This window comes from Thermoanaerobacter mathranii subsp. mathranii str. A3, assembly GCF_000092965.1.
Taxonomy (GTDB): domain Bacteria; phylum Bacillota; class Thermoanaerobacteria; order Thermoanaerobacterales; family Thermoanaerobacteraceae; genus Thermoanaerobacter; species Thermoanaerobacter thermocopriae.
Map to the genome: position 1 here is coordinate 2,122,518 of NC_014209.1, position 13,976 is coordinate 2,136,493.

Annotated in this window: 10 protein-coding genes; 2 read left to right on the forward strand and 8 right to left on the reverse strand. The window is 34.4% G+C overall.

The features are described from left to right. Position 1 precedes the first annotated feature (1 nt). The 4 genes from TMATH_RS10550 to TMATH_RS10565 all read right to left on the reverse strand — a co-directional run bounded on the left by TMATH_RS10550 (position 2) and on the right by TMATH_RS10565 (position 5,257). Positions 2-1,885 carry an ABC transporter ATP-binding protein gene (locus TMATH_RS10550; RefSeq protein ID WP_013150933.1) on the reverse strand — a complete coding sequence of 628 codons (1,884 nt, stop codon included), beginning with the start codon at positions 1,883-1,885 and terminating at the stop codon, positions 2-4. Then, complete coding sequence (locus tag TMATH_RS10555) at positions 1,882-4,107, reverse strand: ABC transporter ATP-binding protein (RefSeq protein WP_013150934.1); 2,226 nt, start codon at positions 4,105-4,107, stop codon at positions 1,882-1,884. The genes TMATH_RS10550 and TMATH_RS10555 overlap by 4 nt, the downstream gene beginning before the upstream one ends. A gap of 74 nt (positions 4,108-4,181) precedes the next feature. Beyond that, positions 4,182-4,628 carry a MarR family winged helix-turn-helix transcriptional regulator gene (locus TMATH_RS10560; RefSeq protein ID WP_013150935.1) on the reverse strand — a complete coding sequence of 149 codons (447 nt, stop codon included), beginning with the start codon at positions 4,626-4,628 and terminating at the stop codon, positions 4,182-4,184. A gap of 161 nt (positions 4,629-4,789) precedes the next feature. Next, positions 4,790-5,257 (reverse strand): methylated-DNA--[protein]-cysteine S-methyltransferase, encoded by a 468-nt coding sequence (locus TMATH_RS10565; RefSeq protein ID WP_013150936.1) that lies wholly within the window; start codon positions 5,255-5,257, stop codon positions 4,790-4,792. Positions 5,258-5,561: 304 nt separating this feature from the next. On the opposite strand from TMATH_RS10565, the gene adhE reads away from it, so the two are divergent. After that, on the forward strand, positions 5,562-8,180 hold the full coding sequence (gene adhE, locus TMATH_RS10570) for a bifunctional acetaldehyde-CoA/alcohol dehydrogenase (protein ID WP_013150937.1): 2,619 nt from the start codon (positions 5,562-5,564) through the stop codon (positions 8,178-8,180). 21 nt (positions 8,181-8,201) lie between these two features. Here adhE and TMATH_RS10575 read toward each other — a convergent pair whose 3' ends face one another. From TMATH_RS10575 to TMATH_RS10585, 4 genes are all read right to left on the reverse strand, one after another. Next, a complete protein-coding gene (locus tag TMATH_RS10575; protein WP_013150938.1) occupies positions 8,202-9,485 on the reverse strand; it encodes an SH3 domain-containing protein in 1,284 nt (427 codons plus the stop codon). A gap of 143 nt (positions 9,486-9,628) precedes the next feature. Further along, positions 9,629-9,775, reverse strand: a complete 147-nt coding sequence (locus tag TMATH_RS11950) for a hypothetical protein (RefSeq protein WP_157629588.1) — start codon at positions 9,773-9,775, stop codon at positions 9,629-9,631. Next, positions 9,762-10,895 (reverse strand): aldo/keto reductase, encoded by a 1,134-nt coding sequence (locus TMATH_RS10580; protein WP_013150939.1) that lies wholly within the window; start codon positions 10,893-10,895, stop codon positions 9,762-9,764. Before TMATH_RS10580 ends, TMATH_RS11950 begins: the two co-directional genes overlap by 14 nt. A 136-nt stretch (positions 10,896-11,031) precedes the next feature. Further along, complete coding sequence (locus TMATH_RS10585; protein ID WP_012996107.1) at positions 11,032-11,706, reverse strand: beta/alpha barrel domain-containing protein; 675 nt, start codon at positions 11,704-11,706, stop codon at positions 11,032-11,034. 508 nt (positions 11,707-12,214) lie between these two features. On the opposite strand from TMATH_RS10585, the gene TMATH_RS10590 reads away from it, so the two are divergent. Further along, positions 12,215-13,957: an ABC transporter substrate-binding protein gene (locus TMATH_RS10590; RefSeq protein WP_013150940.1), complete on the forward strand. Its 1,743-nt coding sequence runs from the start codon at positions 12,215-12,217 to the stop codon at positions 13,955-13,957. Positions 13,958-13,976 lie beyond the last annotated feature (19 nt).

Sequence of the window (13,976 nt, forward strand, 5' to 3'; positions counted from 1 at the left end):
ATTAACTTGCCATCTCCTCTTCTTTTTCAAACTGGCTGTTATAAAGGTTCGCATAGAAACCACCTTTTTTAAGAAGCTCTTCGTGTGTACCTTGCTCTACTATATCTCCATGGTCCATGACAAGGATCAAGTCAGCATCTCGTATTGTAGAAAGCCTATGAGCGATTATAAAGCTTGTGCGTCCTTTCATAAGGTAATCCATAGCTTTTTGTATTTGTACTTCTGTAAGTGTATCTATAGAGCTTGTAGCCTCATCGAGTATGAGAATTTTGGGATCTTTCAAAATAGCTCTTGCTATGGTTAGTAACTGCTTTTGCCCTTGAGAAATATTTGTGGTCTCTTCATTTAATACCATGTTATAACCACCCGGCAAAGTCTTTACAAAATGATCCACATAAGCTGCCTTAGCAGCCTTTATAACTTCCTCATCAGTAGCATCAAGACGACCATATCTTATATTGTCCATAATAGTACCATTGTAAAGCCATGTATCTTGAAGTACCATGCCAAAAAGTGAACGCAAATCTTCCCTCGTAAAATCTCTTATATCATGTCCATCAATTAAAATAGCTCCTTCATTCACATCGTAAAAGCGCATTAAAAGTTTCACTATAGTAGTCTTTCCTGCTCCAGTAGGACCAACAATTGCAACTTTTTGTCCTGCTTTAATAGAAGCAGAAAAGTTATTTATTACCATTTTATCAGATCTATATCCAAAACGAACATTTCTAAACTCCACATTCCCTTTTATATCTTCAATTTTTACAGGCTGTGGATTATCTGGAACTTCTTCTCCTTCCTCCAAAAATTCAAATACTCTTTCTGCGCAAGCAGCAGTTTGTTGCAGTATATTAGAAATATTTGCAATCTGAGCAATAGGCTGTGTAAAAGAGCGGATATACTGTATAAACGCCTGAATATCCCCTACTTCTATTGCATTTTTTATAACCAACCAACTACCCAAAACTGTAACTGCCACATAGCCCAAGTTTCCTATTATATTCATAAGAGGCATCATAATACCTGTCAAAAACTGTGATTTCCAAGCCGCTCCGTACAAAGTGTTATTTAATACATCAAACTTTTCAATGCTCTTTTTTTCTCCATTAAAAGCCTTTACTATATTATGACCTCCATACATTTCCTCTACATGACCATTTACATGTCCTAAATAATCCTGCTGCTCTCTAAAATACCTTTGTGAATGTTTGACAATAAAGGTAATTACCAAAGAAGACAAAGGAATTATCAAAATCGCTACTAAAGTCATGAGCCAGTTTATGGTAAACATCATAATCAAAACGCCTACTACTGTCGTCACAGAAGTAATTATCTGAGTTAAACTTTGATTAAGAGTCTGAGTAATTGTATCCACGTCATTTGTAATACGTGACAATATTTCCCCTTGATTTGTGCTTTCAAAATATTTCAAAGGCAGGCGGTTAATTTTTTCAGAAATTTCTTTTCTAAATCTATAGGTAACCTTCATTGCAACGCCGGACATTATCCATCCTTGCAAATACCCAAACAAGGCACTTAAGCCGTATAAACCTATGAGAATTAAAATTATCTTTCCTACATATTCAAAATCTATTCCAGTGCCTTTCCCCGTTATCTTATCCATTACACCTTCAAAAATTTTGGTTATAGCTTTACTGAGTATTTTAGGACCCGCAATGGAGAAGGAAGCACTAAGCGCTGCTAATATAAATACACTTATTATAGAAAATTTATAAGCTGATAAATATTTTATCAACTTTTTCATTGTACCTTTAAAATCTTGCGCTTTTTCTCCACCGCGAACCATGCCATGGGGGCCGCCTCCCATTCCTGGCCCGCGAAGTCTGGGCATATGTTTGTGGTCCATTCTTTTATTTTCACTCACGCCAATTCCCCCTCCGACAGCTGTGATAAAGCTATTTCTCTGTAAGTTTGACAGTTTTTAAGTAGTTCTTTGTGTTTCCCTATGCCCACAATTTTCCCTTCTTCAAGCACTATTATTTGATCTGCATGTAAAAGAGTTGACACCCTTTGTGACACAATTATAACAGTGCTTGATTTTAGCCTTTCTCTTAAGGCTTTCCTTAAAGCTGACTCTGTTTTAAAATCAAGAGCCGAAAAACTTTCATCAAAAATATATATTTCAGGCTTTTTAACAAGAGCCCGTGCAATAGAAAGCCTCTGCTTTTGTCCTCCTGATACATTGGTTCCTCCCTGTGCAATTTCTGAATCAAACTTTTTGCTCTTTTCATTTATAAATTCCATTGCTTGTGCAATTTCTGCTGCTTCTTTTATTTCCTCGTCAGTAGCCTGGTCATTTCCGTATTTTAAATTCGATTTAATGGTACCACTGAAAAGCCAACTTTTTTGAGGTACATACCCTATTCTGCTTCGCAAGTCCTCCTGCCTTACTTCTTTCACATCTACCCCATCCACTAAAACTTGTCCTTCCGTGGCATCATAAAATCTCAAAATTAAATTGACTAAAGTGCTCTTCCCTGAACCTGTCCTACCTATTATTCCTACTGTCTGCCCTGGTAAAACCTTGAAGTTTATATCCTTTAAAGCGTACTCTTCTGCGCCAGGATATTTAAAAGACACATTTTTAAATTCTATACTTCCAGCCATATTTTCATTAAATTGTTTTGGACTTTGTGGGTCTTTTATAGAAGGCTCTGTAGCCAAAACCTCAGCAATACGCTCTGCCGACACAGATGCTCTTGGAATCATTATAAAAAGCATTGAAAACATCAAAAATGCAAAGATAATTTGTATAGCATATTGCATAAATGCCATCATGTCTCCCACTTGCATGCCGGAATTTTGTATTTGGTGAGCTCCCACCCACACTATTAAAAGAGTAACTCCATTCATCACAAGCATCATAGATGGAAACATAACAGCCATGGCACGATTTACAAAAAGTCCTACTTTTGTAATATCTTGATTAGCTTTGTCAAAACGTTCTTCTTCAAATTTCTGATTATTAAAAGCCCTTACCACCATTATTCCTGACAAGTTTTCACGAGTAACTAAATTTAATCTATCAATCAATTTTTGCATTAACAAAAACTTGGGCATCGCAATGGAGTATAACACTGATATTATGCCTAAAAGTACTATTACTGCTAAAGCTATAATCCAAGACATCGAAACACTTTTGCTAAGAGCTCTAAATACTCCGCCTATACCCATTATAGGCGCATAAAAGACCATTCTTATCATAATTACAAGAAGCATTTGTATTTGTGTAATGTCATTTGTAGTTCTTGTTATCAAAGAAGCCGTAGAAAATTTATCGAATTCTGCATTAGAGAAGCTTTCTACTCTTGCAAATAAATCTCTTCTTAAATCTCTCGCAACTGCCGCTGCCACCTTTGATGCAAAAAATGCTACCATAATAGTGCTTAATGCACTCAGTCCAGTTATCAATAACATTATAAGGCCAGTATGAAGAATGTAATCAGTTTGAATTTTGTTTGTATCTATGCCAATTGCCTTGTATTCATCTTTTACAGCCATTGTTGCAGCTTGTATAACCATATTGTCTCCCAAAGAAGCAAACTTTTTATTCATTTCATCCCTTACTTTAAGAAGCTGGTCCTCTGGCAGTTGGGACATCATAGAAAAGAGGTCTACATTTGCCGGTATTTTCTTTCCATCGAATTCTATACTTCCGTTTTTTGCATTAGCCTTTGCTTGCTCAATACCCGCAGCAGCAAGCCAAGCTTTTCCTAAACTCAAGTTTATTTTGTCAATCTCTGAGCTATCTATATTTTTAAGCACATATACAGGTTCTTTTGAAAGAATGGGATATTTTTTTATATATTTATTATAATCAACACTGGATTTATCTACTAATGTATAGTCGTTTAATATCTCTCCCTTTTCTTCAGGTGTAACAAATAGCAAAAGTTTATCCATTTCGCTTTTTCTTATAGCCTCAGGCACTGCATTTATTATGCCACCTTGCTGTATTCCAACATTGACCATTTTTGACATATAGTCAGGCAATGACAAATCACTCATCGCTTGAACAAATATGAAGAACACTGCTAAAAAAAGTAAAAGAACGTATGGTTTTAAATACTTTGCCAGTTTTACCATATCACCATCTTCTCCTTTTAAAAATTTGCCTCAAGATCTTTCGATATTCCTTAGTGAGACTACTTCTTTAATTCTCAGTGCAAATCATTTTGTTTTTCCAATATTTTTTTCAGTGATTCCAATCCTTCTATTATTTTGTTAAGGTCTTCTGGACTTGCTCTGCTGATTAATTCCTCAAATTTCCTTTCCGCTTCTTTGAAGTGCTTTTGGAAAGTATCCTTAAACTTAGAAGTTACACTGACATAAACAACTCTTCTATCTTCAGTGCTTCTCGTCCTCTCTACCAAACCTTGCTTTTCTAATCTGTCAATAATTCCAGAAACAGTGCTATTAGAAAGCCCTAATTTTTGACTTAAGTCGCTCACCTTCATTGCCCCATAATGAGCCAAAATGCCCATAAGCATTCCTTGAAGACTTGTAATGTCAAAATCTTTGCATTCGTATTTCATAGAATGCTTTATAATATCCATTATTTGTTTTAAAAGCTTAAGTATTTTCAATCCGTTGTTTATCTCTTCCATTTTCACCACCACAGTTTAAATTGTTTCGTATGCGAATATTTTGTATCTGAATATTTCTAATGCAAAATATATTTTATCCCTTTTATAATATCATGTCAAGACTTCTTAAAAGTTTTTCAAAAATAAAATAAAAGACACCGCTAAAATTTTTTATAGCGGTTTTACACCTCTACCCCTTCATGTCTTAATAAAAACTTTTTTATCTCAATCCCCCCTCCAAAGCCTACTAAATCGCCCTTACTTCCAATAACTCTATGACACGGTATAATAATGGGAATAGGATTTTTATTAAGAGCTTGCCCAACTGCTCTTGCTGCTTTTGGTTTTCCAATTAATTTAGCAATTTCTCCATATGTTTTAACTTCCCCATAGGGAATTTTTGAAATTTCACGCCACACAGCTTTTTGAAAATCTGTACCTTGTAAATCTATCTGTAAATTGAATTTTTTTAATTCCTTACAAAAATACAAACCAAGTTGATGCATACACTCTTCAATATATGAATCGCTGCCTTCCTTAAAGCCTTCTAATGAAGATTTTTCATTTTCAAAGTCAATGCGGCATATACCTTTACCTGACGAAAAGATTGTAAGTATACCAATAGGTGACACAAATTTTTTATATATCACAGTCTCATCTCCTTAAAACTATAAAAACTGGCAAATTAATTATAACACACTGTGAAAAAATATTGTAAAATTTTTTGAGTAATCGTTTCAGGCTATTTTAACTCTATTGACAAAATTGAATCGTTGTTGTACTATAAAAGTGTTAAGAGATTGTTAAATGAATAACAATTGAAATATTGCACAAAATACCGTTTATAAGCCGAAAGTTTTTATAATATACCCTAAAATTTTTAAGAATCGCCTAACAATCTCTTTATTTTATTAAAATATTTTGTTAAATTATTATCAATATGGAGGTGTGCTTATGCCTACTTTATTACAAGAAAAAAAGGAAACAAAAGAAAAAACAGAAGTAAAAGAAACAACAGATGTTAAAAAACAAATAGACCTATTAGTAGAAAGGGCAAAAAGAGCCCAAGAAAAATTCATGTCATACACTCAAGAGCAAATTGATGAAATAGTCAAAGTTATGGCACTAGCGGGCATAGAAAAGCATGTAGAACTGGCAAAATTAGCTCATGAAGAAACGAAAATGGGGGTTTATGAAGACAAAATAACGAAAAATCTCTTTGCAGTAGAATATGTGTACAATTATATAAAAGACAAAAAGACTGTCGGCATCCTTAGTGAAAACTTAGAAGAAAATCATATGGAAGTGGCAGAGCCTGTAGGAATTATAGCAGGGGTTACCCCCGTGACAAACCCTACCTCTACAACAATGTTTAAATGCTTAATAGCTATCAAAACAAGAAATCCAATAATTTTTAGTTTCCATCCCAAAGCATTAAAATGTAGTATAGAAGCAGCAAAGACCATGTACGAGGCAGCATTAAAGGCGGGTGCTCCCGAAGGATGCATAGGTTGGATTGAAACACCTTCAATTGAAGCAACGCAACTTCTCATGACACACCCCGGCGTCTCCCTTATCCTCGCAACAGGCGGTGCGGGAATGGTAAAAGCTGCTTACAGCTCAGGAAAACCCGCCCTTGGCGTAGGTCCTGGCAATGTCCCCTGCTACATTGAAAAAACTGCAAATATTAAAAGAGCGGTCTCAGACCTAATACTTAGCAAAACTTTTGACAATGGCACAGTATGCGCATCAGAACAAGCTGTGATAATAGATGAAGAAATAGCCAATGAAGTAAAAAAATTAATGAGAGAATATGGTTGCTATTTCTTAAATAAAGAAGAAACTAAAAAGTTAGAAGAATTCGCTATAGACAAAAACACCGGTTTAATGAATCCAGCAGTTGTGGGTCAGCCTGCAGTGAAAATTGCTCAAATGGCTGGATTTAAAGTTCCTGAAAATACCAAAATACTTGTAGCTGAATATCCAGCTGTAGGTCCTAAATATCCTCTATCCAGAGAAAAACTAAGCCCAATACTTGCTTTATACACAGTCAAAGATTACAAAGAAGGTATAAAAAGATGCGAAGAAATGATACAATTCGGCGGACTTGGTCACTCTGCGGTAATACATTCTGAAAACCAACAAATTATTAATGAATTTGCAAATAGAGTACAAGCAAGTAGAATCCTTGTAAACGCCCCTGCTTCACAAGGCGCTATTGGAGACATTTATAACACGGCTACTCCATCTTTGACTTTGGGTTGCGGTACAATGGGTGGAAATTCAACAACAGATAATGTAAGTGTTTATAACCTTATAAACATAAAACGAGTTTTTATAAGAAAAGAGAGAATGAAATGGTTCAGAGTTCCACCACAAATCTATTTTGAAAGAGGGTCAATACAGTATCTATCACAAGTAAAAGGCAAAAAAGCTTTTATTGTAACAGACCCTGCAATGGTTAAATTAGGTTTTGTAGATAAAGTGACATATCAATTAGATAAAGCAAATATTAAATATGAAATTTTCTCTGAAGTAGAACCAGACCCATCAGTTGACACTGTAGAAAAAGGGATAAAAATAATGAAGGAGTTCGAGCCTGACTTACTAATAGCTGTAGGTGGTGGTTCTGCAATAGACGCAGCAAAGGGAATGTGGCTTTTTTATGAGTACCCTGACACAAAATTTGAAGACTTAAGGTTAAAGTTCATGGACATAAGAAAAAGAACTTATAGATTTCCTGAACTCGGCAAAAAAGCTTTATTTATCGCAATACCAACCACCAGCGGTACAGGTTCTGAAGTCACAGCCTTTGCAGTTATAACAGACAAAAAGAAAAATATAAAGTACCCTCTTACAGATTACGAATTGACACCAGATATTGCTATAATAGACCCTGACTTTGTCATGACAATTCCACCCTCTGTAACTGCAGATACAGGTATGGATGCTTTAACTCATGCCATTGAAGCTTATGTATCCGTGATGGCATCAGACTATACAGACGCCCTCGCAGAAAAAGCCATAAAACTGATATTTGAATATCTCCCTAAAGCATATAAAAACGGACAAGACAAAGTCGCCCGCGAAAAGATGCACAATGCTTCTTGCATAGCAGGAATGGCATTCACAAATGCATTTTTAGGAATAAACCACAGTATGGCCCACATACTTGGCGCTAAATTCCACCTTCCCCATGGAAGGGCAAATGCGATACTTCTGCCCTATGTCATAGAATACAATGCTGAGTTACCTAAAAAATTTGCCTCATTCCCACAATATGAATATCCCAAAGCAGCCGAGAAATACGCAGAAATTGCAAAATTCTTAGGACTTCCTGCATCAACCACTGATGAAGGAGTAAAAAGTCTCATTGAAGCAATAAAAAATCTCATGAAAGAGTTAAATCTTCCTCTTACACTTAAAGATGCGGGAATAAACAAAGAAGAATTTGAAAAACAAATAATGGAAATGGCTGATATAGCCTTCAACGACCAGTGCACCGGTTCAAATCCAAGAATGCCATTGGTATCAGAAATTGCAGAAATATATAGAAAAGCCTATGGAGAATAAGGGTAAATTTTCAGTTTGCCCTTATTCTATTTCCAAAATAGAAGTAAATTTTTCTATAAAAGGCACTCCTGAAATTGTTGTCAAAAGACTTGAGGTTACCATGACCTCATTTACAGGAACAAATTCATATCTGCCTTCTTTTTTCTCTCCATATCCATGAAAGTCATGTATTATATAAGGAATACCTTTTTCTTTTCCAATATAAATCATAGCATGCCCTGGCATATAGACTAATGCCCCCGGCTTTACACTACCAAAAACCTTTATCCTTTCTTCAATTGACATTCCATCAGTAAATTTATAGGATTTGTCCCCGCTTATTTCCTGATCATTAGCATTCCTAGGAAGCCTTATGCCAAAGGTTTTAAAAACATACATTATATAGCTTGAACAATCTCTTCCCCCAAAACTATCTCCCCACCCATACCTATCACCTAAAAGTTTAAAAGCTTGTTTTAGAATATTTTCTCTTGTATAGGGAAGGTACCCGACATTTACATCTTCCTTTTTTGAAATCAAAGCATGTCTAAACTCAAGACTCCCTTCTTTATTCCTAATAGGTAACTTTACAAGATAGTTTCCTTCCACTGATTGATTACCAACTTTTCGTAATTTTTTTTCTTCTTCAAGATATACTTTAGTACCCATAGTAAATTCCAGTTTAGAAATGCTTTTATCAAAAGGATTGTACTGAGTCTTTATGTAGTTTCCTGTAACAATCAAAAATTTATAGGAATTTACATAATCAAATAGCTCTTTTTTGTTTTTTGCAATTGCAATGTCCTCTGCTTTAACCCATCCTCTGTAATTATACATCTGTATAAATAACCATTTTTTGTCTTTGCTTTTGTGTAAAATAATTACAGGTTCTAAAGCTTGACACCCTGTCTCTTGAAACCTGTCAATTTCTATATCCCCTTGTTTGTCAAAAATAGCTTCTTTCGTAGGAAAACTTCTTAGAGAAGTATTCTTAATTACTAAACCGTACATAGCAGAATTTACATCCTCAACTTCTTCTAAATTTGTATTTTTTATTATATCTTCATAAAAGTCTTTTTTTATGAAATTACCATACTTATCGTACATAGGTTTTTTAGGTATTTCATAACTTTTAATCAATTTAATAAGTTCATCTTTTTTTAAATTACTTTCGTATGTCTCAAGGTTATATACTGTAGCTACCTTATTTATTATCTTTCCATTAAAGTTTTCAATCTCTCGTTGTGTCATAATAGCCTTATCAGCATTGTCTAATTTTCTAAGCCAATATTCCGGAGTTAACATCTCTTCAGAAAACTCAAACATATAAAACTCCCCCTCATAAACAATAAAGCCAGCCAAAAATTTATAGAAAAATTTTAAAAAAATGAAACTAAAAGCAAATTTTTTCGTCTATACTATAGAAATATGTTTTTAAAAGGAGCGGTAGACTAAATGGAGAAAAAATCTTATTTGGCCATCATTTTATTACTAGGTCTTATCTGCTTTCTTCTTGGAATAGCAATATTTTTAACAGCTTTTCGCCACGGTATTACATAAAAAGGAGAAGAAGCAAAATATAAAACTCCTTCTCCTTTTTCGCTATGCTCTTTCAAAATAATCTGCAACCTCTTTAAGATAATCAATTATTGTAAGATGTTGTGGACATACGCTCTCACAGGTACCACACTCAATACAAGAACTCGCTTTTGCATCCTTCAAGTTTTCATAACCCCTGCGGTTATCTTCATAAGTGTTATACATATGAGCCTCATTGTAAAGCTCAAAGTTTTTCGGTATATTTACTCCATTTGGACAAGGCATACAGTAATTGCACCCCGTACAAGCAATTGGAGAAAGCTCTTTGTATTTGTTTCTAACTCTATTTACAATCTCAAGTTCCTCTTTTGTAAGGATATTTACTCCTGACCTTTTTGCACTTTCTATATTTTCTTTTAACTGCTCAAAGGTACTCATACCACTTAAAACAACCGAAACTTCTGGCTGATTCCATAACCATTGAAGTGCCCACTCAGCAGGGGTACGCTTAACCTTTGCAGTATCCCAAATGTCTTGCACTGCTTGTGGAGGGTTGGCAAGCCTTCCTCCTCTTATAGGCTCCATTATTACAACACCTAAACCCTTTGAAGCAGCATATTTTAGCCCTTTTTCTCCTGCTTGTACGTCTATGTCCATATAGTTATATTGTATTTGACAGAAATCCCATTTGTCATAATAATCTACAATTTCTTGGAATACGGGATACTCATCGTGAAAAGAAAACCCTATGTATCTTATCTTCCCTTCTTGCTTTTTCTTTTCAGCCCAGCTTAAAGCATCAACTTTTTTCATGTTCTCCCATTTATTTTTATCTAAAGCATGCAAAAGATAAAAATCTATGTGGTCTGTCTGAAGTTTTTTGAGCTGTTCATTTAAATATTTGTCCATGTCTTCTTTTTCATTAATTAACCAGGTGGGAAGTTTCGTAGCAAGAAAAGTTTTTTCTCGGTAACCATTTTTTAAAGCTTTACCTGCAATTATTTCGCTGTTACCTCCATGATACGGCCATGCTGTATCAATATAATTTACGCCATTGTCAATGGCATACTTTATCATCTTTATCGCTTCAGCCTCATCTATTTTATTGTTGTCGTTATCAATTATAGGAAGTCTCATCAAACCAAATCCCAAAGCAGATACTGCTACACTTAATTTGCCAAATTGTCTGTATTGCATCCTCATCCTCTCCCCGTTATTAAATGTTTTAATTTATTATATCATAGTTAACTTTGTAAACAAAAATTCTTTTGCATTATACTTATTTAATGAAGCAAACCGATAAAAGAACTAAAAAGCCCGTTTATTTTTATTCTCATTCTTTTTCTTTCCTATATTTGTCCATTACCTCAGAAAAAATTTCCGCATTTGTAGGAGGAGTATAAGATATAGCATTAGCACCTGCTTCTATTGTTTTTAAAATAGTCTCTTCTGTAGGGCCTCCTGTAGCAATGATTGGTATATCCGGGCAAATATCCCTTACATATTTTACTATATCAGGTGTCTTTTGTGCACCAGATATGTTGAGTATTGTAGCACCAGCTTCCACTCTCCCTTTTATGTCTTCTTTTTCTGAGACAATAGTTACAACGATAGGTATGTCTATTGCTGCTCTCATTTTTTTAATTATGTCGTTGGCAGTTGGAGCATTTACAACAACCCCCATGGCACCCTGAAATTCAGCATCAAGAGCCAAGTTTATAACCCGTCTCCCTTGTGTAAGTCCTCCACCTACACCGCAAAACACAGGAATATCTGCTGCCATCATAAGAGCATGAGTAATCACCGGTTGAGGAGTAAAAGGATACACAGCTAAAACAGCATGAGCATTAGTATTTCTAATAAGAGCGATGTCTGTGGTAAAAACGAGAGATTTTATTAATTTCCCATAAACTTTTATACCTGAAGCTTTTTGATGAATGACCTCAGGAACTAAAACCATTTTTTGCCTTAAAAGTGAAGTTACTTCAGGAACAAAATTGTCTTTCATCCTATCACCATCTTAGCTTTATATTTTATAGAAAATATTATACCAATAATTGTTTATAAATCAATATTTTTTAAGATAATAATTGAGTATTATTCCAAAATTGTCCGAAACCAAAATAAGAAAGCGATAGAAAAATAATTTTATTATTTCTTTACTTTTTATTAATCAAAAACCATTTTTAACTTAAAAATAATATTAAATTTTAAATTAACTTCTGTTTTTACAAGTTTTTTTGAAGTTCTATTAAAATTTTATGAAAAAATTCTCAAAATGTGTACTAAAATGCTTTTTGTTTGCATAAAATTAAAATAGACTTTTAAAAATCATTAACAGTTTTTATGTCTGTATTTTAATATATTTAAAAATATATGCACGAAATTCAAAAAGCACCTAAAGAACTTACATTTTTAGCAGATATATTGCCAACATATATTAGATATGCTATAATAGAAGCTAACTATATAATTGCTAATTATATTATAAATAAAATTATAAGGGGGATTAAAAAATGCTAAGAAAAAAGTGGCTTCCTCTAGTCGTAATCTTAATTTTTACCCTATCTGTTATCTTGACTTCCTGTGGCAAGACAGAAAACCAATCGACTCAGCCTTCCGAAGAAACTAAGTCAACTCCCACCGCTTCAGTTCAAGATAGTGACAACTGGACTAAAGCAAAAGACACTTCAAAAATACCAGAAGCATCAAAGTCTCGCACAGACACACTCATAATAGGTCTCTATGCACCAAAAGGGGTTTTTAATCCTCTTTATGCTGAAACATCATACGACATTTACGTAAACAGCGCTATGTTTAATAGTCTACTAGAGGTAGACTTCGATGGAACATACATTCCATCTCTTGCAAAGAGTTGGGATATAGACAAAGATAATAATACTATCACATTCCATTTAAGAGATGACGTGAAATTTAGTGATGGAACACCTTTGACAGCTAAGGATGTAGAATTTTCTTATTATGTACTAGCTGATCCTACTTACGATGGGCCAATTGCTTTATCTGCAGCAGGAATCAAAGGGTTTAAAGAATATAATGAAGGAAATGCAGACAAAATTGAAGGGATAAAAGTAATAGATGACCATACAATACAGATTCAATTAGAAAAAGTTTTAGGAACTTCTTTATCAGACCTTAACATTCCAGTTATTCCTCAGCACTATTATGGAAAAGACTTTGCTAAAGGCAAATTAGATGGAGTAAAGGCTCTTGAACAACAACCACTTGGATCAGGGCCATATATATTTGAAAAATTTGTTCCTGGTCAAGAAGTTCGCTTAGTAGCAAATGAGAATTACTGGAAAGGTGCTCCAAAAATTAAACACTTGATTTTTAAAACTACAACAGAGGAAACAGCTGTTCAAATGTTACAAACCGGTGAAACAGACTATGAGACCTCAAACATCACAGCAAAGAAAGATAACGTAGAGTTGCTAGAAAGCCTTGGATTTGTTGATTATAGCTTACTTCCAACTAATGGTTATGGCTATATAGCTTTCAATCACAAACTGCCAAAATTCCAAGATGTAAGAGTGCGTAAAGCATTAGCCTATGGTCTTAACCGCCAAGCTATAGTCGATGCTGTATATCAAGGTTTAGCAGAAGTAAGAGATGTGCCACAGTCTAAAGTATCATGGGCATATCCAGATGAAAAAGACATAATACATTATGACTATAACCCAGAAAAGGCTAAGCAGCTTTTAGATGAAGCTGGTTGGAAAGTTGGCCCTGATGGTTATCGTTATAAAGATGGTCAGAAATTTACTATTCACTTCCTAGCTTCATCACCTAATCCAGTAAATGATGCATTAGTGCCAATGGCAGTAGAAAATTATAAAGAATTGGGTATAGAATTTGTGGCAGAACCTCTTGATTTCAACGCCATAATTGAAAAGGTCAATAAAGGCGATTTTGAAATGTACTTCATGGCTTGGGGATTAACTCCTGAACCAGATCCTTATACTACATTCTTCTCAAAAGGGTCTCAGAATAAAATAGGATATGCAAATCCAAAAGTTGATGAACTTATCCTAAAGGGCCGTGAAGAAACAGATATTAATAAGCGCAAAGAAATTTATCATGAACTTTACAAAGTATTAAACGATGACTTGCCATATATCTTCCTGTATCAGAGAAATGACCTCAATGCAAAGAACTGCAGAGTAGTAGGATTCCAGATTTCATCCTTCAGAGATTTCACAGAATCCCTATATCAAGCAGAAATTCTTCAGTACTAATTTAAACTTAAAAAGCCCG